Raw genomic sequence first — 21,992 nt, 5'->3', positions numbered from 1 at the left:
TATCCGTCGCGCCATGAAACAACCACGCGCATGGCAACGGATGCTGTCGGGCCGCAGGCTCGACCTGCTGGACCCGACCCCGATGGATGTCGAGATCGAGGATATCGCCCACGGCCTGGCCTTTGTGGCGCGCTGGAACGGGCAGACCATGGGTGACTACGCCTATTCAGTGGCGGAACATTCCCTTTTGGTAGAGACGCTTTTTGGCCGTGTGGCCCCCAAGGCTCCGGCCAAGTGGCGGCTGGCAGCACTTCTGCATGACGCACCGGAATATGTGATCGGCGACATGATCTCACCGGTCAAGGCCGCGGTTGGTCCCGGCTATGGCGCGCTGGATGAACGGCTTGAGGCGGCGGTGCATATCCGGTTTGGCCTGCCCGCCAAAGTGCCCGCGCAGATCAAACGGCAGATCAAGAAAGCCGACAAGATCAGCGCCTGGATGGAGGCGACCCAGATCGCGGGCTTTACCAAAGCCGAAGCAGACCGGTTTTTCGGCAAACCGGACCCGGCCTTGATGGATGGGCTCGAGATTGTCTTGCGCCCACCTGTCGAAACCCGCAACGCCTATACCGCCCGCCACAACGCTCTTCTGGAACAGTTATGATCAACGTCCGCCCCGCGATCGCACTGGATGCTGCCTCCATGGCGCGCCTGCTGAACGACATCATCAGCGAAGGCGGTACAACCGCCATCACCAAACCCGTCACCAGCGACGATATCCAAGAGCGTATGGACGCAGATGACAGCAAAACGGCATGGCATGTGGCCGTCAATGATGCCGAAGAGGTGGTCGGCTTCCAATGGATCGCGCCGGGCGGTGACTATCTGCCCGACGACGCGGCTGAAATCGCCACCTTTGTCCAAATTGGCCAAACGGGTCTGGGCATCGGATCCAAGCTCTTTAACGCAACCCGGCAGGCGGCAAAGGCTTTTGGCTATCGCTGGATCAACGCCAATATCCGCGCCGACAATGAAGGCGGGCTGATCTACTACCAATCCCGCGGCTTTCAAGATTATGGCCGGATCGAAGACTACGTGATGGACAATGGCGAAACCGTCGACAAGATCCTGAAACGCTACGACCTCTGACATCGCGCCTCACGCCGCAAAAAGGGCACGGCCAAAACCGCGCCCTTCTTCTCTTGCAAAATACTCCGGGGGTCTGGGGGCTGGCCCCCAGTCGACACCTCAGCGCGGCGAGCGTTTCGCCAAAATGCGCTGCAATGTCCGCCGGTGCATGTTCAACCGCCGCGCCGTCTCGGACACATTGCGGTCGCACAGCTCATAAACCCGCTGAATATGCTCCCAGCGCACGCGGTCGGCGCTCATCGGGTTTTCGGGCGGGGGCGGCAAATCATCACCGGTGGCCAGCAGCGCATTGGTGATGTCGGTCGCGTCCGCGGGCTTGGACAGATAGTCCGTTGCGCCAATCTTGACCGCCGCAACCGCCGTCGCAATCGCGCCGTAGCCTGTCAGCACCACAACCCGCGCATCGGGCCGCTTGTCGCGCAGCACCTCAACCACGTCGAGGCCATTGCCGTCTTCCAACCGCAAATCCACCACCGCATAGGCCGGGGGCCGTGCTGTGGCGATGGCCTTTCCCGCTGTCACGCTGTCGGCTGTCTCGATCTCAAAGCCGCGCTTTTCCATCGCCTTGGCGAGGCGCCGCAAAAACGGCTCATCATCGTCTACCAGCAAGAGCGACCGGTCTTCGCCGATCTCGTTCACTGCGGCGTCCGCCATGCAATTCTCCAGTTCCCATTTTTCATTGGCTGGAGAAGACTATGGCGCGCGACCCCCCACGCGTCAAACTTTTGCTAAAAAATCAGGCGTTTTCAACGAAACAGGCGACCCGCTCCGCCATCACGTCCGCCGAAACATCACGCCGGAAGAATTCGACAAAGCCGTGTTCCGGCAGCACCAGATAGGAAAAGGTCGAATGGTCCACGAGGTAAAATTCGTCCGATTTGTCATGCGCCTTGTAGTAGGTTCGATAGGCTTTGCTGGCGGCATCCGTCTGTTCCGGCGAACCTGTCAGACCAATCATCTTTTCGTGCAGGTTATAGGCAAACTCACCAACAATTTTTGGCGTGTCCCGCTCCGGGTCAATGGAGATAAAGATCGGCGTGACCGACAGCCCGCGCTCCGTCAGAATGTCCACCGCCTCGGCATTGCGCGCGGTGTCCAGCGGACAGACATCGGGACAGAATGTGTAACCGAAATAGATCAGCGACGGCTCGGTGATGACATCCTGATCCGTCACCGTTTCGCCGTCGGCATTGACCAGTTCAAAGGGTCCGCCAATCTGATTGCCATCGCCGGCAATCTGCGTGGCTCCGCATTGGGCAAAGCCGGTCTCTTCGCCTCCGCCTTGCGACACGTACCAGATGCCCCCTACAAATAGGGCAACGACAATGGCGGCAAGCGGGGCGACATAGCGCATCATGACAAACCTCTGGACGTGGTGAACTATGTGTTAGCTATCAATTCCTCGCCCCAGTTCAACCAACGATAAAGTGACACAATGGCGCAACCAGACATCAGCCTGCTGACCGGGCAACAACGGTCCAATTGGATCCGACTGCGGACGATGATCCTGCTGCGCTGGGTCGCCATTTGCGGACAGCTTGTCGCGCTGACCGTGGCCCAGCGATATTATGGCCTGCAACTGGAACTGGGCCTGTGCTATCTGGCCGTCGGCGTGTCGGTGATCGGCAACCTGATCGCCATCTTTGTCTTTCCAGAGAACAAGCGTCTGACCGAGACCGAGAACCTGCTGATGGTCATGTTTGACCTGTTGCAGCTTGCATTCTTGCTGTTCCTCACGGGCGGTCTGCACAATCCCTTTGCGCTTTTGCTGCTTGGGCCGGTGTCGATCTCGGCGGCGGTGCTGACCACGCGGTCCACCCTGCTGGTGGGCGGCACAGCAATTGTGCTGGTAACGCTGTTGGGCGAATTTCACCTGCCGTTGCGCACGCAACAGGGCTTTATCCTGCGCATCCCGGATCTTTTCGTGTTTGGCAACTGGATTGCGCTGGTGATCGCCATCTGTTTTTTCGGAGCCTATTCGCGGCGGGTGACGTCCGAAATTCACTCCATGTCCGACGCCCTGTCAGCCACGCAAATGGCCCTGTCGCGCGAACAGAAACTGACCGATCTGGGCGGCGTGGTCGCCGCCGCCGCGCATGAACTGGGCACGCCACTGGCAACGATCAAACTGACCAGCGCCGAACTGATCGAAGAACTGGACGACCGCCCCGAATTGCGAGAGGACGCCGCGTTGATCCGGGAACAGGCCGACCGCTGCCGCGATATCCTGCGCGACATGGGGCGCGCGGGCAAAGATGACCTGCACCTGCGCCAAGCCCCGCTGATGACCGTCGTGCAAGAGGCGGCAGAGCCACACACCCACCGTGGCAAATACGTGCATTACACCCACGATCCAGACGCCGGTGACGAAATTGATCAACCCGCCATTCTGCGCAAACCCGAGATCATCCACGGCCTGCGCAACCTTGTGCAAAACGCGGTGGATTTTGCTGCTGCAAATGTCTGGATCGAGGCGCATTGGACGGCGGACACCATCACGCTGCGCATCATGGATGACGGGCGCGGATTTCCCCCGCAATTGCTTGGCCGGATCGGTGATCCGTTTGTGCGCCGCCGCAAGACCCGTGACGACCGCCAGCAACGCCCCGAATACGAGGGCATGGGCCTGGGTCTGTTCATCGCGAAAACACTGCTGGAACGCTCTGGCGCTGAACTGACATTTGCCAATGGCGCTGACCCGTTTGCGCGCGAAAACACCGAACTACCTCATGTTGGTGCAATTGTCGAAGTCAGCTGGCCGCGGGTCAAAATTGATGCGCGCGAAGGTGAAAATGCGGTTGCGCAGGGGCAAAACGAACCCATTACCGTCTAAAAAGATACAATTTGACCGGTTGTATTAACAACCTGTTAACCGGTTTCTGAGAGCGTGCGGATTGCCCGAGTGATAGGGAATCCCGGCGTGTCTGTTTTCGAATTTGTCATTGTACTGGCCTGCGCCGCACTTGCTGCAACGGCTGGGATCGCATTTGTGGGTGCGGGCCGACGCAGGCCAGCGCCGGTTGCGGATATGGGTCAGGCCGATGTGTCTTTTCTGTTTCGCGACTGCGACCTGCAACATGCCACACCGGCGGGTGCGGCCCTGCTGTCCACCAACACCGCCGAGACCGATTGGCACGCCCTGCGCGCGTCGCTGGCCTATCGGTTCCCCGACCTGCCGGATGAAGACGCGCTGCGCAACATCGGCACAGTTGTCATCCCGGCAAAATCGCCTTCGGACACCGGCCTTGTCCGCCTGTCCCGCGAGAACGAAATGGTGCATGTTGAAGTGTCCGACAGCGAACCGGGCGACGTGTCCACCATCCATACGATCCGCGCGTTGCAATCACGAAACGAGGTTCTGGAACTGGCGGCAGAGGCCGCGCCCTACCCCATCTGGATGCTGGACGGAAACGGTGCCGTCACATGGCACAATCCGCGCTATGGCGCGTTGCTGGGCACACATGGCGCGACCGATGCCGCAGAACCGCTGTTCGACATCCCGTCGCTGGACCACACCGGGTCCGGGTCGGCGCGGGCATCCATCCGGTCATCAGGTGAAGACCGCGAAACGTGGTACGACGTGACCATCACCAAACGGAACGACCGGTCCATCTGCCACGCGGTCGATATCAACGCCGTGATCCAGGCGGAAATTGCCCAGCGCAATTTCGTCCAGACCTTGGCCAAAACCTTTGCCCAACTGTCCATTGGCCTTGCCATTTTCGACCGCAACGGCCAGCTGGCGCTGTTCAATCCGGCGCTGGTTGACCTGACCTCGCTGCCGGTCGAGTTCCTGTCTGCGCGCCCACAGCTTTTGTCCTTTTTTGACAAGCTGCGCGACAATCGCGTCATGCCGGAGCCCAAGAATTACACCTCGTGGCGGCACGAGATTTCGGACGTCATCGCCGCCGCCACGCAAAGCAGCTACCAAGAAACATGGAGCCTCGACACCGGACACACCTACCGGGTCAGCGGCAGGCCCCACCCCGACGGTGCGGTCGCCTTTTTGATCGAGGATATCACCGCCGAAATTTCGCTGACCCGCAACTTCCGGGCAGAGCTGGAACTGGGGCAATCCATGATGGATTCCTTTGACGACGCGCTGGTCGTGTTTTCGTCCACGGGTGTGCTGACGTTTTGCAACGCGGCCTATCGCGAGATGTGGAAAATGGACCCGGACAAGACCTTTGCCGACATCACCATCATCGACTCGCAGCGCGTGTGGCAGGAACGGTCTACACCCGATCCGGCCTGGGCCGATATCCGCGACTTTGTCATGCGGATTGGCGAGCGGGCGCAATGGGACACCGAGGTTCAGCAAATCGATGGGCGCCGGATGCGGGTGTACCTGTCGCCGGTCGTCGCAGGCGCCACGATGATCCGTTTCACCGTAACGGAGCCTGTGCCGGTTTCGACCCCCGCGGCGTAACCATTCGCTTGCGGTGGGCGCAGGGGCCGATAGGGTGGCCCCATGCTGTCCTCTCCCTTCGAACTCGACCTTCCGGATGCCGATGCGACAGCCGCTTTGGGCGTCGCATTTGGACACATCTTGCGGCCCGGCGACACGCTTTTGCTGGACGGTCCCGTGGGCGCGGGCAAGACGCATTTTGCCCGCGCGCTGATCCAATCCATCCTGAGCGAACCCGAAGACGTGCCATCGCCCACATTCACGCTGGTGCAAGTCTACGACACGACGCGCGGCACGCTGTGGCACACCGATCTGTATCGGCTCAGCGACAGCAGCGAGATCGAAGAGCTGGGCTTGACCGAAGCCTTTGAAACGGCGATCTGCCTCGTGGAATGGCCCGACCGTCTGGGCACGCCGCCCGCGCAGGCGCTGTTGCTCCGCTTTGCGGATGCCGGTGATGGGCGCAAGGTGACGATGGAATGGCAGGCGGGCGATTGGGCAGACCGGGTGCAGGTGGGATTGAATGATGTCTGATACGCGCGCCGATCTGGCGGCGGCCTTCCTTGCCGCGACGGGATGGGGCGCTGCGCACCGGGTGAACATCGCAGGCGACGCGTCCAACCGGCGCTATGATCGGCTGCGTGATGCGGATGGCGGCACTGCCGTGCTGATGGATGCGCCCCCAGCCAAGGGCGAAAGCGTCCGCCCCTTTGTCCGGATCACCCATGCGCTGCGCGATCTGGGTCTGTCCGCGCCGCAGGTTCTGGCAGAGGATGACGACCACGGCTTTCTCCTGCTCGAAGACCTTGGTGACGATCTGTTTGCCAAGGTTGTGCAGGCGAAACCGGCGCTGGAACAGCCGTTATACGAGGCAGCGGTGGACCTGCTGGTCCATCTGCACACTGCGCCGCCCCCCAGCCTGCCGCCCTATGACGCCGCCACGGCGACACCGCTCGCCGCGCTGGCATTTGACTGGTACTTGCCCGGCGCCACCGGCACGCCTGACCCCGGTGCCAAGGCGGCATTTGACAGCGCCTGCCATGCGGTTCTGGCCCCGCTTGATCCGGCGCTGGATGTGCTGATCCAACGGGACTACCACGCGGAAAACCTGCTGTGGCTGCCGGACCGGACCGGCGTCGCGCGGGTTGGGTTGCTGGACTATCAGGACGCCATGCGCGGGCATCGCGCCTATGACCTCATGTCGATCTTGCAGGACGCCCGCCGGGATGTGCCCCCTGCCCTCGCTGTCGCGATGGTCCGACGCTATGTGACGACGACCGGCGCGGATGCGGATGCCTTTGGCGCCGCCTTTGCCTGCTTGGGGATGCAGCGCAACATGCGCATCCTTGGTGTCTTTGCCCGGCTGTCCATGGCCTATGGCAAACCGCATTACGTGGATCTGATACCGCGCGTCTGGGGGCACCTAATAACCGCGCTGGCGCATCCCGCCTTGGCGACCGTCGCGCCGCTGATCACAGACCACCTCCCTGCCCCGGACCCTGCTGTCCTTGCCAGCCTCAAGGACAAATGCGGGAGCGTGACGCTGTGACCCTGCCCCTCATGCTTTTTGCCGCCGGGTTCGGCACCCGTATGGGCGCTCTGACAAAGGACCGGCCAAAGCCACTGATCGAGGTCGCAGGCCGTCCGCTGATCGACCACGCCCTTGCGCTGGCCGACGACGCGGGCGTCACCCGCATCGTCGCCAACACCCACTACCGCCCGGAGATGATCGAAGCGCATCTGGCGGGGCGCAATGTGCAGACGATCCGCGAAGTGCCAGACATCCTCGAAACCGGCGGCGGGCTGCGCCACGCCCTGCCGCTGCTTGGCGGTGACACGGTGATGACCCTGAACAGCGACGCGGTGTGGGCCGGACCCAACCCGCTGAGGTTATTGCTGGACGCATGGGACCCCGCCCGGATGGATGCGCTGCTGCTCTGTGTGCCGGTTGATCAAACGCGCGGCTATAACGGCACTGGTGACTTTGCCCTACAGGACGACGGGCAGATCGTGCGCGGCAGCGGGCCGGTCTATGCCGGGGCGCATATCCTCAAGACCGACAGGTTGCACGACGTGGCCGAGGCTGCGTTTTCCCTCAACGTCGTGTGGAATGCGATGGCTGACACCGGGCGTCTGCACGGCGTTTCCTATCCCGGCCTGTGGTGCGATGTCGGCCACCCCGACGGCATCGCCGCCGCCGAGGCCATGCTGGCGGATCACAATGTTTGAGCCCAGCGATCAGCCCCGCCTGTTCGGTTGTGCCCCCGGCGTCGATTTCCCCCGCGCCCTGCTGGATGGGCTGACCGCGCGGATGGTGGGTACGTCCCCCGATGCCATGGCACGCGTCACGATCCTTGTGAACACACAGCGCATGGCCCGTCGCCTGCGCGATCTGTTCGAGGCGGGACCGCCGCGCCTGCTGCCGCGCATCGGGTTGCTGACGCAGCTTGATACGCTGTTGCCGGACGCACCTCTGGCCCCGGCCACCCCCGCCCTGCGCCGTCTGCTGGAACTGGAGCCGCTGGTGGCCAAGTTGATCGAACAAGAGCGCGACCTGAACACCAGCAGTGCCAGCTTTGACCTTGCGCGCAGCCTTGCCCAACTGATGGACGAAATGCAGGGCGAAGGCGTGAGCGCTGACCGGATCATGGGGCTGGACGTGTCAGACCAATCGGGTCATTGGGCACGCGCACAGAAGTTCTTTGGCATCGCACAGGATTACATCAACGCGACCAGCGATGCCCCCGACCCCGAGGCGCGCCAACGCGCCACGGTCCTGCGACTTGCCGCGCATTGGGCCAATGACGCGCCGCGCGATCCGATCCTGATCGCCGGTTCGACCGGATCGCGGGGCACCACGCAATTGCTGATGGAGGCGGTGGCGCGGCTGCCGCAGGGCGCGCTGATCCTGCCGGGGTTCGACTTTGACAGCCCGGATGACGTCTGGGCGCGGCTCACGCGCAGCATCACCGATCCCGATTTGTCACGGGACGAGGATCACCCGCAGTTCCGCTTTGCTCAGATGATGCACGCCATGGGCGTAAGTCGCGCCGACATCGCCGCGTGGTCGGGCATTGCCGCCCCCGCCCCCGCACGCAACCGGCTCGTGTCGCTGGCGCTGCGGCCTGCGCCGATCACCGACGCCTGGCGCGCAGAAGGCCCCGCGTTAGAGACGCAATTGCCCGACGCCACACAAGCCGTCACCCTGATCGAAGCGGAAACGTCCCGCGCCGAGGCAACGGCCATCGCCCTGCGTCTGCGCCAAGCAGCAGAGGACGGCGAGCGCGCCGCCCTTGTTACCCCCGACCGGATGCTGACCCGGCAGGTTACGGCGGCGCTGGACCGCTGGGGCATTCGTCCGGATGACAGTGCAGGCGTGCCCCTGCACCTGTCGCCGCCGGGTCGGTTCCTGCGCCACGTGGCCGACCTGATGCAGCGACCGCTGGATGCCGAAACGCTGATCACCCTGCTCAAACATCCGCTCACCCATTCGGCCGGTGGGCGGCCTGATCACCAGATCAACGCGCAGCGGCTCGAACTGCGGATGCGCAGGGATGGGCTGCCCTACCCGACTGGCCCGTTGCTCATCGCGTGCGCGGCCCGCGCAGCGCCCCGTGACGGCGCCGCGATGGAGGCATGGGCCACATGGTTGGCCACGACCCTCGACACAGCCCATGACGACCTTGCGCGCCCCCTGACCGACTGGGTCGCCCGCCACCTGTCGCTGGCAGAGGCGCTCGCCGATGGCCCAACCCCGGACGGAGCGTCGGAGCTTTGGCAAAAGGACGCGGGCGAAGCGGCACTTGCCATGATGCAGGACCTTGCCGCGCAGGCGGAACATGGTGGGGTCCTGTCAGCGCGCGATTACGGCGCATTGGTGTCAGGGCTGCTGGCCGGTGGCGAGGTGCGCAACCCGGATGCACCGCATCCCAGCATCATGATCTGGGGCACTTTGGAGGCGCGGGTGCAGGGCGCTGACCTCGTGATCCTTGCCGGGCTGAACGACGGCACATGGCCCGAAGCGCCGCCGCCCGACCCGTGGTTGAACCGCAAGATGCGGGCGGATGCGGGCCTTTTGTTGCCGGAACGGCGGGTGGGCCTGTCGGCGCACGATTTTCAGCAGGCGGTCGCCGCGCCCGACGTGTGGCTGACGCGCGCTATCCGCTCGGATGATGCCGAAACTGTGCCTTCACGCTGGATCAACCGGCTGCGCAATCTGATGACGGGCTTGCCGCAAGGCATCGGTGCCACCTGTTGGCAGGATATGCAGACCCGGGGTGCTGCATGGCTGGCTCATGCGCGCGTGCTGGACGCGGCACCCGGCATTCCCAAGGCACCCCGCCCCGCCCCGTGCCCGCCGGTTGCCGCGCGACCGCGCCGCCTGACCGTCACAGAAATCCAGACGCTGATCCGCGACCCCTACGCGATCTATGCAAAGCACAGTCTGCGCCTGCGGCCCCTGCGCCCGCTGGTGCCTTCGGCAGACGCGCTGCTGCGGGGCATTCTGCTGCATGACGTGATGGAGCGGTTTGTGCGTGAAACGGTGGACGCACCCGATGCCCGACGCGCCGACGTGCTGATGCGACACGCGCAAGAGGTTCTGGCCAGTGCCGTACCATGGCCCGCTGCCCGCACCCTGTGGCACGCCCGCATTGCCCGTGCGGCCCAATGGATCACCGATACCGAAGGGCTGCGCCAATCGCGCGGCACCCCCGTCGCGATGGAAAAAGACGCCATAGGTCGACTGGAACTGCCCGCCATCGCCACAACAATCGAAGGGCGCGCGGATCGGATCGACCTTGATCCGGGCGGCAACGCCATCCTTTACGACTACAAAAGCAGTCTGCCACCCAGCGCTGTGCAACAGCGCTTTTTCGACAAACAATTGCTGATTGAGGCGGCGATGGTCGAGGCGGGCGGCTTTGCCACGCTTGGCCCGCGGCCCGTTGTCGCCGCACAGTTCATTGGGCTGAGCGGTCAGAAAACCGCTGACGTACCGCTGGACGAAGAGCCGCCAACAAAGGTGCTGGCCGATCTTGTCAGCCTGCTTTCCGCGTATTTAGAGCCTTATAAGGGCTACACATCACGTCGCGCCCTGTATGAGGATCGGGAAACGCGGGACTTTGATCAACTGGCACGATTTGGCGAATGGGACGTCACGGACGATCCTATTCCGCAGGTCCTGACATGACACCGCTGGACGAGGCGAGCCGCCGCCAGCATGACGCGGCAGAACCCAAACACTCAACATGGCTGTCTGCCAATGCCGGGTCCGGCAAGACGCGGGTATTGACCGACAGGGTGGCCCGGCTGTTGCTGGGCGGGGTTCAGCCGCAGCACATCCTGTGTCTGACATATACCAAAGCCGCCGCCTCAGAGATGCAGAACCGTCTGTTCAAACGGCTTGGCGAATGGGCGATGCTGGACGACGATGCCCTGCGCGCGGCCTTGCAGGCTTTGGGATACACAGGCGCGACGGCAGACGACGACCTGCGCCGCGCCCGCACCCTGTTCGCCCGCGCGATTGAAACGCCGGGCGGGCTGAAAATCCAGACCATCCACTCGTTCTGCGCGGCGTTGCTGCGCCGTTTTCCGCTTGAGGCTGGCGTAAGCCCACAGTTCACCGAGATCGAAGATCGTGCCGCTGAATTGCTGCGGGGCGAGTTGCTGGACCAAATGGCCGAGGGGCCGGATGCAGCGCTGCTCACATCCTTTGCGCAGATTTACAGCGGGGATGAAATCGTCAAGATCACGGGGCAAATCGTCTCTAACACAGGTCAGTTTGGTCTGAAAACCTTGGGCGAGGCGATGCAGGTCTTTGGCCTGCCTGCCGACATGACGCCCGACACGCTGGTGGCCGAAACCTTTGGCCCGGGGGATGCGGCATTGATACAGGGCCTGATCCCCCTGCTTGCCGCCGGATCGGCAGCCGACCAAAAGGCAGCACAGCGGCTCGCCATGATCACAGCACTGGACATCGGCGCGATCCCCGCGCTGGCACCGGTGTTCACCTTTGGCTCCGGCCAAAAGGCGGGTCAGGCAAAAACCGGCAGCTTTCCGACCAAGGCAACGCAAGTTATCGCCGCACATCTGATGCCGGATCTTGACGCGCTGATGCAGCGCATTGCGGACGCACGCGAGGCGCATCTGGCCTTGGTCGCAGCGCAGCACGCTTTTGAGTTGCACCGCTTTGCCGCGCGGTTTGCCGATGCTTATGCCGACGCTAAGCAATCGCGCGCGTGGCTCGACTTTGACGACCTGATCCTCAAGGCGCGCCAGCTTTTGTCGGATCCCAACGTGGCCGCCTGGGTGCTGTATCGGCTTGACGGTGGGATCGACCACATCCTTGTGGACGAGGCGCAGGACACCAGCCCGACGCAATGGGACGTGATCCGCAAACTGGCCGAAGAATTTTCCAGCGGCACCGGCGCACGTGACGGGGTCGAGCGGACGATTTTCGTTGTGGGCGATAAAAAGCAGTCGATCTATTCCTTTCAGGGTGCGGACCCCGAGGAATTTGACCGGATGCAGGATGAATTCGGCTCTAAACTAGCGGATTCGGGTCAAAAACTGCATCCGCTGACGCTGGACTATTCGTTCCGGTCGTCCCCTGCGATCCTGCGTCTGGTGGACATGGTGTTCGAACAGGACGCGGACGCCGGGTTTCCCGCTGATGGCAGGCACATCGCCTTTCACACGGACATGCCCGGCCGTGTCGATCTTTGGCCAGTGGTGCCAAAACCAGAATCAGAGACGGAGCGGGATTGGTATGATCCCGTGGACCGGCGCGGCCCCGAGAACGAAAAGAAGGTGCTGGCACACAGCATCGCCCGCGAGATCAAGCGGATGCTGGATGACCGGACGCCGATCCCGGACGGAGACATGGTGCGCGCAGTAGAGCCGCGCGATTTCCTGATCCTTGTCCAGCGGCGTGGCGGCATTTTTGGCGATCTGATCCGCGCCTGCAAAGAGCTTGAGCTGCCCATCGCCGGGGCGGACCGGCTCAAGGTTGGCGCGGAACTAGCCGTGCGCGATCTGGGGGCGCTGTTGTCGTTTCTCGCCACGCCAGAAGACAGTCTGTCGCTGGCCACCGCGCTGCGGTCGCCGCTGTTTGGCTGGACGGAGCAAGCGCTGTTTACGCTCGCGCATCACCGCGACACAGAATTTCTCTGGCAGGCGTTGCGGACGGATGCGGCCCATACCGACACCGTTGCCGTGCTTCAGGATATGCGGTCGCAGATCGACTTTTTGCGACCATACGACCTGATCGAACGGATGCTGACCCGGCACCGGGGTCGGCAAAACCTTCTGGCGCGACTGGGCACCGAGGCAGAGGATGGCATCGACGCGCTTTTGTCACAGGCGCTGGCCTATGAACGCGCGTCGATCCCCAGCCTGACCGGATTCCTGACATGGATGGAAACGGACGATCTTGAGATCAAGCGTCAGATCGACAGTGCCTCTAACCAAATCCGGGTGATGACGGTGCATGGCGCCAAAGGTCTGGAAGCGCCAATCGTGATCCTGCCCGAATGTGGAAAGCGCACGGTGCGTATCAACGACCCGCTGATCCAGATCGGCGCAACACCTGTGTGGCGGATGCCGGACGGACAACGGCCCGAAGCGATGCGCAACCGGCTGGATGCGATGCGCACCGCACAGGAGGCAGAGGCGCTGCGGCTGCTATATGTGGCTCTAACACGGGCGGAAAAGTGGTTGATCGTGGCCGCATCCGGTGAATTGAGCAAGGCCGGAGGCGACTGGTGGCAACGGGTCGAAACCGGGATGCAGTCAGGCGGCGCGGTGACGCTGGAGACGCCGATGGGGCAGGGATTGCGCCTGTCGCATGGCACATGGCCAGAGGTCAAAGCCCCGCAAAGGCACGATCAATCCGCCGCACCTGTGACGCTGCCCGACCTCTTTGCCCGGCCAGCGCCCGCACCGGTCAAAGCACTCGAACCGCTGTCGCCATCCGACCTTGGCGGGGCAAAGGCTTTGCCCGGCGATGGCCGCGACGCAGAGACGGCAACGGCCTATGGCACTCTCGTTCACGCCCTGCTCGAAGAATTGCCGCGCGTGTCCCAAGCTGCGCAGGTCGCAGTCGCGGACCGGATCTGCGCGGGCACCGTTTTGCCCGAAACGGAGGTTGCGGACGCGCGGGCAGAGGCATTGACCGTCCTCAACACCCCCGACCTTGGCCCGGTATTTCATCCCGAAACGCTGGCAGAGGTGCCGTTTGTCGCGCAACTGGGGGATCACGTTTTGCGCGGCACGATCGACCGGCTGATTGTCGGCCCGGACAGTATCGAGATCATTGATTTCAAGTCCAACCGCGTGGTTCCGTCTGGACCGGTACACGTGCCGGACGGTCTGTTGCGCCAGATGGGCGCCTATGTCCATGCGATAGCTCAGATTTACCCGGACCGGCGGATCACCTGTGCGATCCTGTGGACCCATACGGCCACGTTGATGCCTCTGCCGCACGATATCGTGACACAGACGTTGAGAGACACGCCATATCTTGACGCCAGCTAGTGGGGTTCTTACCTTGCCAGTCCAACGCTTGATGCCCCTTTCTGGAGACATAGACATGGCAACGATGGCCGTTACAGACGACACGTTCGACAGCGAAGTGAGGCAGTCCAATCTGCCGGTCGTCGTCGATTTCTGGGCAGAATGGTGCGGACCCTGCAAACAGATTGGTCCAATGCTCGAAGAGCTGTCCGACGAGATGGAAGGCAAGGTCAAGATCGTAAAGGTCGACGTAGATTCGAACCCGAACGCACCTGCCCAGATGGGGGTGCGCGGCATTCCCGCGCTGTTCATCTTCAAAGACGGCGAAGTCGTGTCGAACAGGGCTGGTGCTGCACCCAAATCCACCTTGCAAAGCTGGATCGAAGAGTCGATCTGAGCCGCTAACCGATGGTGATGAAAAGGCCCCCGTCGCGGGGCCTTTTTTACGTTTGGGCCAAGACGTTTCGGGCCAAGGCGGCAATCGCGTCCATCCGCGCCGCCTGCCGCCAACTGCGGCGCGATGGCTGCGCCGGGATCAATCGCCAGTCATTCAGCAATTGCACATGCGGCAGGAACTGCACCGCCGGATCATCCTGACCGACCAGCGTGTACCCCTCAAAAAACGCAGCACAGGTGGCAGGTGACAGTACCGCACCGGCGGGCACAGCGTCGCCCGGCTGATGCAACTCGGCGTAATCCATCAGCAGCCTTGCAATGTCAAAACCCACTGGGGCAGTCGACAGTGGTTTGAAATCCAGACCGGTTTCACCGTCGGGCCCCAGCAACAGATTGCGGATGTTGAAATCGCCGTGCTTGGCCGCCGAGATGGTCTGCGCACCCTCGACCGCGCGCGTGGGCAGGGCGGCACAACAGCCGAGGAACAGATCAGGCTCCGCCACGTCTAGGTCGCCCGCGCGGACGGCCTGCGCCATTCTGCCCACATGTTCCAGCATAAAGCGTGGCTGATAGGTCCGGTGTTCCACCGGCCCCGTCCCGTGAAAGGCGGCAAGCCACGCGCCAGCGCGGCGCAACAGCGGGGCAGGCGCGCGACCTGTGGTCAGATGATCCTCCAACGTTTTGCCTTTGGCCTCGGTCATCAACACCACACTGTCACTGGCAAACAACACTTCGGGCGCATGGGCCTTGGGTTGATCACCAAGGCGCTGATGCGCGTCGCGCAACGCGGACACGGCGGCATCCAGCGGATCGGCTGCGGGGGCACGGATCACCATCTTGAGGATCAACCGGCGCGGTCCGGTCAGTCGCAAAACAACGTGGCTGCGCGTCGGTTCATCCTTTTGCCAGATCAGCTTGGACCGAAACGCAACCGGATCAAGATCAAGCGATGGCGCAATGTCGGCCCATGCCGCCAGCGCCTGCTTTACCCGTGGATCTCGCCCGATGCCCATGACGGCACCTGACCACATCCCGCCCTCGGATTGAAGCCGCCCGCGCAAAGGCGCATATAGGCGAAGATCAGAATATGAGGCGGACATGGCAAACACAGACTTTCCCGGATGGCACGGCACCACGATCATCGGCGTCAAAAAAGGCGGCACAGTCGTCATCGCGGGCGACGGGCAGGTGTCGCTGGGTCAGACCGTGATCAAGGGCACGGCCCGCAAGGTGCGCCGCCTGTCACCCGGTGGGCATGACGTCGTGGCGGGGTTTGCCGGGTCCACAGCGGATGCGTTCACCTTGTTGGAACGGCTGGAGACCAAGCTGGAAGCGACGCCCGGCCAACTGGCCCGCGCCAGCGTGGAGCTGGCCAAGGACTGGCGTACCGACAAATACCTGCAAAAGCTGGAGGCTATGCTGATTGTCACGGACGGTGCCGATATGTTCGTCATCACCGGCGCGGGCGACGTGCTGGAACCGGAACATGACGTGGCGGCGATTGGTTCGGGCGGCAACTACGCGCTGGCGGCCGCGCGCGGGATGATGGACAGCAACCGCGATGCCGAGGCGGTCGCGCGCGATGCCATGGCCATCGCCGCCGACATCTGCGTTTACACCAACGGAAACCTGACCGTCGAAACGATCAGCGCCTGACGGCAATGGAAAAGACCGCCCCGGCAACAGGGTGGCCTGAAATGTCGCGTGTTAGAGACGGTTCAGTTCAGCTTGGCCACGCCCAGCGGCACGTTGAACTTTTCGCACCAGATCCAGACCTCGTTGTATTGCGCGGCATCAATGCCTGCGGGCACGGCATAGCTTTGCTTGCCCGCGTTCTTGGACAATTTGCCCATGAGCGTTGCGGGGTCATAACCATCGCGGCCCAGCGCAACCTTGGGATCGGGCGCACCATCGAACCAGAAGTCATCCAGCAGGATCACCTCGCTCATGCCGCCCTTGGTCACCACCTCGGCGCGGCCTTTGGTGACGTGGTTGCTGGCCCCGGTGAATTCCCCGATGCGGCCATGGCCACCGGCAAAGGCGGGCAGGGCGGTGGACGCCAGCAAGGCGGACGAGGCGATCAGGAATGAGCGGCGGTTGGTCATCGGGGAATCTCCGTTGCGTGTGACGGGGCCAAGGTACGCCAGAGGTGCGACAAAAGAACCCGACCTCTCGCGCACGTGATGGTTTGCGCGCGAAATCCGGCGCTCAGGTTGCGTTTGCTGCGAATTTGCCTAGGTATCAGCGGCACATTGTAACAAAAGCGAAGCTGCCAGTGACTGATCTGACCCCCCGCGAGATTGTATCCGAGCTTGACCGGTTCATCATTGGACAGAAAGACGCCAAGCGCGCCGTGGCTGTGGCCCTGCGCAACCGTTGGCGGCGCAAGCAGCTGGGCGATGATTTGCGGGACGAGGTCTATCCCAAGAATATCCTGATGATTGGCCCCACCGGCGTGGGCAAGACCGAGATCAGCCGCCGCCTTGCCAAACTGGCCCGCGCGCCGTTCCTCAAGGTCGAGGCGACCAAGTTTACCGAAGTGGGCTATGTTGGCCGCGATGTGGAACAGATCATCCGCGATCTGGTGGACGCGGCTATCATCGACACCCGCGAGCATATGCGCGAAGACGTCAAGGCGAACGCCCACGCCGCCGCCGAGAACCGCGTGATCGAGGCTATCGCAGGCACCGACGCCCGCGACGCCACGCGCGAGATGTTCCGCAAGAAGCTCAAAAGCGGAGAGCTGGACGACACAATCATCGAACTGGAGGTGACCGACACCTCCAGCCCGTTCCCCATGATGGACATCCCCGGCCAGCCCGGCGGCAACATGGGCATGATGAATATCGGTGATCTGCTGGGCAAAGCCATGGGCGGGCGCACTGTTAAGAAAAAGCTGACCGTCGCCCAAAGCTATGAGGTGCTGATCGGCGAAGAGGCGGACAAACTGTTGGACGATGAAACTGTGACCAAGGCCGCGCTTGAGGCGGTGCAGGAAAACGGCATCGTCTTTCTGGACGAAATCGACAAGGTCTGTGCCCGGTCGGATGCGCGCGGCGCGGATGTCAGTCGCGAGGGGGTGCAGCGCGATCTGCTGCCCCTGATCGAAGGGACAACCGTCAGCACCAAACACGGCGCAGTCAAAACCGACCACATCCTGTTCATTGCGTCTGGTGCGTTCCATATCGCAAAACCGTCGGACCTGTTGCCCGAATTGCAGGGCCGGCTGCCGATCCGGGTTGAACTGCGCGCCCTGACCGAAGAGGACTTTGTCCGTATCCTGACCGAGACGGACAATGCGCTGACCCGGCAGTACACCGCCCTCATGGCAACCGAGGCGGTCACCGTGACCTTTGACCCCGATGGCATTCAGGCGCTCGCCCGCATCGCCGCCGAGGTGAACCAAAGCGTCGAGAATATCGGCGCGCGCCGTCTGTACACCGTGCTCGAACGTGTGTTCGAGGAACTGTCGTTCACCGCCCCCGACCGCGGCGGCGAAGAGATCACGGTCGATGCCGCCTTTGTGGACATGCATCTGGGAGAATTGGTCAAATCGGCGGATGTGAGCCGCTACGTGCTCTAGCCTCGCGCAGACAATTGGCGTACGCCTCAGTTCAGTAATGTACTGGGACAACCGACATGCGCTGGCTTTCGCTGTTAACGATGATCCTGCTGATTGGGTGCAGCGACAGAACCGCAGCCCCCGTCGTGCCCGAAGCGCTGAACGTCGGCATCAACCGCACCGTGTTCATCGGCACAACCCGCGCCATGAACGATGCCGGTGAATTTGGCATTGGCCGTAGCCCGTCACTGACCCTGTTGCAAAGTCAGGTGTCGATCCCGCCCGAACGTGAGGTCGGCACCGTGTCGGACGGGTTCGACAAGCCGAAACCGGAGCGCGATTTTGCCCTTGCGTCGCTGGATCAGCACCGCAATCCACAGTCTTTTGCCGCAGCGCTCAGCCAAGAAATCACCCGATCCTCGACCGGGCGGCGCGAGGTCACTGTGTTTGTGCACGGCTTCAACAACAGCTTTGCCGATTCGGCCTTTCGTATGGCGCAGCTGGGCCATGACCTTGAGGTCCCCGGCGCGCTGGTCAGCTATTCCTGGCCCAGCCGCGCCAACCCGTTGGGCTACGAATACGATCAGGACAGCGCGCTGTTTGCGCGCGACGGTCTGGCCGATTTGCTGCGCGCGGTAGAGGCGGCAGGCAATCCCGATATCCTTCTCGTTGCGCATTCCATGGGCAGCTATTTGGTGATGGAAACCCTGCGCCAACTGGAAATCGCGGAACCCGGTTGGGCGGAACGGTCGCTCAGCGGTGTGATCCTGATGTCGCCTGACCTGAACGTCGACCTGTTCCGCACCCAGATTGCCCGGTTCCAGACGGTGCCGGACCCCTTTGTCGTTGTCGTGTCGCGTAAGGATATCGTGCTGCGCTTGTCCGCGCGGTTGCGGGGGGAACGCTCGCAATTGGGCAATATAAACGACGCCGAAGATATCGGTGATCTGCCGGTCACGGTTCTGGATGTCTCCGCCTTTTCGGACCGACAATCCGGCAACCACTTTATCGCCGCAGGGTCGCCCGCGTTGATCCAGATCCTGAAACGCAGCGCCGATCTGGACCGCGAATTTGTGCGCGGGCGCACGGGCGCGACCCTCGTCATTCCGGGCCAGCGTCGTATCCTGACCCGCGCAACCGAGATCGAGCTTACCGCTCCGTCGCGCCGCAGCCGCTAGTGACAACGCGCCGCGTCATTGAGCCTTGGGGTCCGTTCCTCAGGCAAAACGCGCGTTGGCTTTCGGCGGGCGCGTTGCTGACCTTGCTGTCATCCTTTGGACAGACCTTTTTCATTTCGCTTTTTGCGGCCGAAGTGCAGGGCGCGTTTGACCTGTCGCACGGCGCGTGGGGCATGATCTATGCCACCGGCACGATGGCATCCGCAGCGGTGATGATCTGGGCCGGCGGGCTGACGGATCGTTGGCGTGCCCGCAGTTTGGGTGTGATCGTTCTGGCGCTGCTGGCGCTGTCCTGCCTTGCCATGGCCGTGAACCCCTATGCCGTTCTGCTGCCCGCGATCATCTTTGCCCTGCGGCTGACCGGGCAGGGGATGACCAGCCATATCGCCGTTGTTGCAATGAGCCGCTGGTTCGTCGCCACACGGGGCCGCGCCCTGTCGATTGCAACGCTCGGGTTTTCTGTCGGAGAGGCGGTGCTGCCGATCACCTTTGTGGCGTTGCTCACCATCCTTGATTGGCGCGTCTTGTGGGTGGTTGCCGCGGGGCTAGCCTTGGGGGGTATCCCGATCCTGATGTCGCTGCTCCGGCAGGAACGCACGCCGCAATCCATGGCGCAGGAAAACCAGTCCCTCGGGATGGGCGGGCAACACTGGACGCGGGGGCAGGCGATGCGCCACCCGCTTTTTTGGTTCATGGTGCCTGCGCTGCTGGGGCCATCCGCGTTCAACACCGCATTCTTTTTTCAGCAGGTGCATTTCGCCGGGATCAAAGGGTTGAGCCATATCGCCCTTGTGTCCCTGTTCCCGATCTACACGGTGGTGTCCATCGGCGCGATGTTCCTGTCTGGCATCGCACTGGACCGTCTGGGCACCGCGCGGCTGATGCCGTGGTTCCAGTTGCCGCTGGTTGCGGCCTTTGTCACTTTTGCCGTGGCGGACGGGTTCTGGGTGGCGGGGCTTGGCCTTGCCTTTCTCGCGCTGACGACAGGGGCCAACAGCACCTTGCCCAATGCCTTTTGGGCCGAATTTTACGGTACGCAACACATCGGGTCGATCAAAGCGATGGCGGCGGCGGTCATGGTCCTTGGCTCGGCCATCGGGCCGGGGCTGACCGGTGTTCTGATCGACGCGGGCGTGGGGCTGGAGACGCAGTATATCGGCGTCGCAGCCTTTTTCATCTTTACATCCGTGATGATGTGGATCGGGATTTCGCGGTCCCGGAGCGCGCTACCGACGCTTGCGTAGATAGACGTAGTAGGCGCCGCCGCCGCCGTGGCGATTGTGCGCAGCACTTACCTGCAACACAGCCGTGGACAGGGGCGGGACCGACAACCACTGCGGCACCTGATGACGCAACACACCCAGCCGGACGGGAATCGGCCCACCTTCGTCACGGTCCTTGCCCTTGCCCGTGACCACCAGCACCAGCCGTTTGCCCTGTGCGTGTGCCGACAGGATGAACCGCGTCAGCGCGGGGTGCGCGCGGTCCAGCGTCATACCGTGCAGGTCCAGCTTGGCTTCGGGGCGCAGCTTGCCGCGCTTCATCTGGGCAAAGGATTTCTTGTCCATCTGCACCGTGCTGCCGTGCACCTGATCCGCAACCGCCGGGGCCATGTCGATCCGTGTGGCGGGCTCGGGCCGTGGTGTGATCTGGGGCACCCGGATCGCTTCGAACGTCATCGGCGTGCGTGGCGTCGCCGGGGGTGGCGTTTCCACGAAATCCTCGGGGCTGAGCGGTTTATGTGCGTGCAACCGCTCCGTCTGGTCGGCCACTTTGCGCCACAGCGCTTCCTCGTCGGGCCGCACGCGGCGACGACGGGTCATGACGCACCTTCGGGCAGCAGGGCATAGGCGCGCTGGATCGGCATCAACACCATCATCCGCCCCGGATCACGCAGCCGCCCCGCCCGTCGGCCCGCCTTGTCGCCGGTGCCAAAAAACACATCCGCCCGTTGCGCGCCCTTGATAGCAGAGCCGGTGTCCTGTGCGATCATCAACCGGCGCAGCGGGTCCTTGCCGTCCTTTTCGACCCAGACCGGCGCGCCCAGCGGGACAAAGGCAGGGTCAACCGCTACCGTCCGCATGGTGGTGATCGACCGGTTCATCGCGCCCAGCGGGCCCTTGTCCGCAGGCACTTCGCTCACCTCGCGAAAAAAGACGTAAGACGGGTTATGATATAGCAGTTCGCGCCCCGCATCCGGGTTGCGGTTTACCCAGTTCTTGATGACCTGCGCGCTGACCTGATGGGACTGGTAGGTGCCGCGCCGTACCAGTTCCTGCCCAATAGACCGATAGGGATGCCCGTTGAACCCGCCATAGCCCACGCGGATCGTCCGACCGCCGGACAGACGGATGCGGCCCGATCCCTGCACCTGTAGGAAAAACAATTCAACCGAATCGTCGACCCACGCAATCTCAAGGCCGCGCCCGTCCATCGCATCCCCTTCGAGGATCGCCCGCCGGGTCAGCCACGGGCGGATTTTCTTGGCCTCGGGCGGCATCTTGTAGACCGGAAAGCGGTAGCGGGTGGACCGGCGCAGGCTGCCATCCAATTCAGGTTCGAAATAGCCGGTAAACAGCGCTGGCTGACCGTCTTCGATCAGAACCGGGCGAAAGAACAATTCAAAGAAGGCGCGCGCATCGGGAATGTCACCGGCCAAGGCACATAGATTGCGCCAATCGGGATCATCCATGTCACGGCAGGTGTCGCGAAAAGTGGTCAGGGCGGCGGCGTGATCATCCTCTGCCCAACCGTCGAGACTGGCAAAGTCCATGACGGTGTAGCGCAAATCGCCTTCGGCCTGCGCGGTCATCGCACAGGCCCAAGCCAAAAGCGCCGCAGCGAC

20 protein-coding genes are annotated in these 21,992 nt (G+C 62.9%); 14 read left to right on the top strand and 6 right to left on the bottom strand.

Translation table 11 applies throughout. The features are described 5' to 3' along the window. Positions 1-13 precede the first annotated feature (13 nt). Both Q1A85_RS02320 and Q1A85_RS02315 read left to right on the top strand, forming a co-directional pair. On the top strand, positions 14-604 hold the full coding sequence (locus Q1A85_RS02320; protein ID WP_299684641.1) for an HD family hydrolase: 591 nt from the start codon (positions 14-16) through the stop codon (positions 602-604). Continuing rightward, positions 601-1,089 carry a GNAT family N-acetyltransferase gene (locus tag Q1A85_RS02315; protein ID WP_299684639.1) on the top strand — a complete coding sequence of 163 codons (489 nt, stop codon included), beginning with the start codon at positions 601-603 and terminating at the stop codon, positions 1,087-1,089. Before Q1A85_RS02320 ends, Q1A85_RS02315 begins: the two co-directional genes overlap by 4 nt. A 99-nt stretch (positions 1,090-1,188) precedes the next feature. Here the strand turns inward: Q1A85_RS02315 and Q1A85_RS02310 are convergent, their stop codons facing one another. Continuing rightward, a complete protein-coding gene (locus tag Q1A85_RS02310; RefSeq protein ID WP_299684637.1) occupies positions 1,189-1,743 on the bottom strand; it encodes an ActR/PrrA/RegA family redox response regulator transcription factor in 555 nt (184 codons plus the stop codon). 82 nt (positions 1,744-1,825) lie between these two features. Then, on the bottom strand, positions 1,826-2,446 hold the full coding sequence (locus Q1A85_RS02305) for an SCO family protein (RefSeq protein ID WP_299684635.1): 621 nt from the start codon (positions 2,444-2,446) through the stop codon (positions 1,826-1,828). A 78-nt stretch (positions 2,447-2,524) separates the two neighbouring features. Here Q1A85_RS02305 and regB point away from each other — a divergent pair, with 78 nt between their 5' ends. From regB to trxA, 8 genes are all read left to right on the top strand, one after another. Then, positions 2,525-3,922 carry a sensor histidine kinase RegB gene (gene regB / locus Q1A85_RS02300; protein WP_299684633.1) on the top strand — a complete coding sequence of 466 codons (1,398 nt, stop codon included), beginning with the start codon at positions 2,525-2,527 and terminating at the stop codon, positions 3,920-3,922. A gap of 87 nt (positions 3,923-4,009) precedes the next feature. Beyond that, a complete protein-coding gene (locus Q1A85_RS02295; RefSeq protein ID WP_299684631.1) occupies positions 4,010-5,518 on the top strand; it encodes a PAS-domain containing protein in 1,509 nt (502 codons plus the stop codon). Positions 5,519-5,560: 42 nt separating this feature from the next. After that, entirely contained in the window at positions 5,561-6,031 is a 471-nt protein-coding gene (gene tsaE, locus Q1A85_RS02290; RefSeq protein WP_299684629.1) for a tRNA (adenosine(37)-N6)-threonylcarbamoyltransferase complex ATPase subunit type 1 TsaE, read from the top strand. Beyond that, positions 6,024-7,046 (top strand): phosphotransferase, encoded by a 1,023-nt coding sequence (locus Q1A85_RS02285; protein ID WP_299686332.1) that lies wholly within the window; start codon positions 6,024-6,026, stop codon positions 7,044-7,046. Before tsaE ends, Q1A85_RS02285 begins: the two co-directional genes overlap by 8 nt. Continuing rightward, positions 7,025-7,726, top strand: a complete 702-nt coding sequence (locus Q1A85_RS02280) for a nucleotidyltransferase family protein (RefSeq protein ID WP_299684627.1) — start codon at positions 7,025-7,027, stop codon at positions 7,724-7,726. Before Q1A85_RS02285 ends, Q1A85_RS02280 begins: the two co-directional genes overlap by 22 nt. Beyond that, positions 7,719-10,688, top strand: coding sequence for a double-strand break repair protein AddB (gene addB / locus Q1A85_RS02275; protein WP_299684625.1), 2,970 nt, complete (start codon positions 7,719-7,721; stop codon positions 10,686-10,688). Before Q1A85_RS02280 ends, addB begins: the two co-directional genes overlap by 8 nt. Then, positions 10,685-14,032, top strand: a complete 3,348-nt coding sequence (addA, locus tag Q1A85_RS02270) for a double-strand break repair helicase AddA (protein ID WP_299684623.1) — start codon at positions 10,685-10,687, stop codon at positions 14,030-14,032. The genes addB and addA overlap by 4 nt, the downstream gene beginning before the upstream one ends. 55 nt (positions 14,033-14,087) lie before the next feature. Further along, positions 14,088-14,408, top strand: a complete 321-nt coding sequence (trxA, locus tag Q1A85_RS02265; protein WP_299684621.1) for a thioredoxin — start codon at positions 14,088-14,090, stop codon at positions 14,406-14,408. 46 nt (positions 14,409-14,454) lie between these two features. Here trxA and Q1A85_RS02260 read toward each other — a convergent pair whose 3' ends face one another. Further along, positions 14,455-15,420: a phosphotransferase gene (locus tag Q1A85_RS02260; protein ID WP_299684619.1), complete on the bottom strand. Its 966-nt coding sequence runs from the start codon at positions 15,418-15,420 to the stop codon at positions 14,455-14,457. Between the two features lie 85 nt (positions 15,421-15,505). Between Q1A85_RS02260 and hslV the strand changes: the two genes are divergently transcribed. Next, complete coding sequence (gene hslV / locus Q1A85_RS02255; RefSeq protein WP_299684617.1) at positions 15,506-16,063, top strand: ATP-dependent protease subunit HslV; 558 nt, start codon at positions 15,506-15,508, stop codon at positions 16,061-16,063. A 62-nt stretch (positions 16,064-16,125) separates the two neighbouring features. On the opposite strand, the gene Q1A85_RS02250 is transcribed toward hslV, so the two are convergent. After that, complete coding sequence (locus tag Q1A85_RS02250) at positions 16,126-16,512, bottom strand: DM13 domain-containing protein (protein ID WP_299684616.1); 387 nt, start codon at positions 16,510-16,512, stop codon at positions 16,126-16,128. Positions 16,513-16,682: 170 nt separating this feature from the next. Here Q1A85_RS02250 and hslU point away from each other — a divergent pair, with 170 nt between their 5' ends. The 3 genes from hslU to Q1A85_RS02235 are packed head-to-tail and all read left to right on the top strand — an operon-like array spanning position 16,683 to position 20,391. Next, positions 16,683-17,990, top strand: a complete 1,308-nt coding sequence (gene hslU / locus Q1A85_RS02245) for an ATP-dependent protease ATPase subunit HslU (RefSeq protein ID WP_299684614.1) — start codon at positions 16,683-16,685, stop codon at positions 17,988-17,990. A gap of 56 nt (positions 17,991-18,046) precedes the next feature. Next, a complete protein-coding gene (locus Q1A85_RS02240; RefSeq protein WP_299684612.1) occupies positions 18,047-19,147 on the top strand; it encodes an alpha/beta fold hydrolase in 1,101 nt (366 codons plus the stop codon). Then, positions 19,147-20,391 (top strand): MFS transporter, encoded by a 1,245-nt coding sequence (locus Q1A85_RS02235; RefSeq protein ID WP_299684610.1) that lies wholly within the window; start codon positions 19,147-19,149, stop codon positions 20,389-20,391. Before Q1A85_RS02240 ends, Q1A85_RS02235 begins: the two co-directional genes overlap by 1 nt. On the opposite strand, the gene Q1A85_RS02230 is transcribed toward Q1A85_RS02235, so the two are convergent. After that, positions 20,374-20,970: a Smr/MutS family protein gene (locus Q1A85_RS02230; protein WP_299684608.1), complete on the bottom strand. Its 597-nt coding sequence runs from the start codon at positions 20,968-20,970 to the stop codon at positions 20,374-20,376. The genes Q1A85_RS02235 and Q1A85_RS02230 overlap by 18 nt on opposite strands. After that, on the bottom strand, positions 20,967-21,959 hold the full coding sequence (locus Q1A85_RS02225; protein WP_299684606.1) for an MltA domain-containing protein: 993 nt from the start codon (positions 21,957-21,959) through the stop codon (positions 20,967-20,969). The genes Q1A85_RS02230 and Q1A85_RS02225 overlap by 4 nt, the downstream gene beginning before the upstream one ends. Positions 21,960-21,992 lie beyond the last annotated feature (33 nt).

This window comes from uncultured Tateyamaria sp., from assembly GCF_947503385.1.
Lineage (GTDB): Bacteria > Pseudomonadota > Alphaproteobacteria > Rhodobacterales > Rhodobacteraceae > Tateyamaria.
The sequence above is the reverse complement of the archived record's forward strand: the minus strand, read 5'-3'. Positions and strand labels throughout refer to the sequence as shown.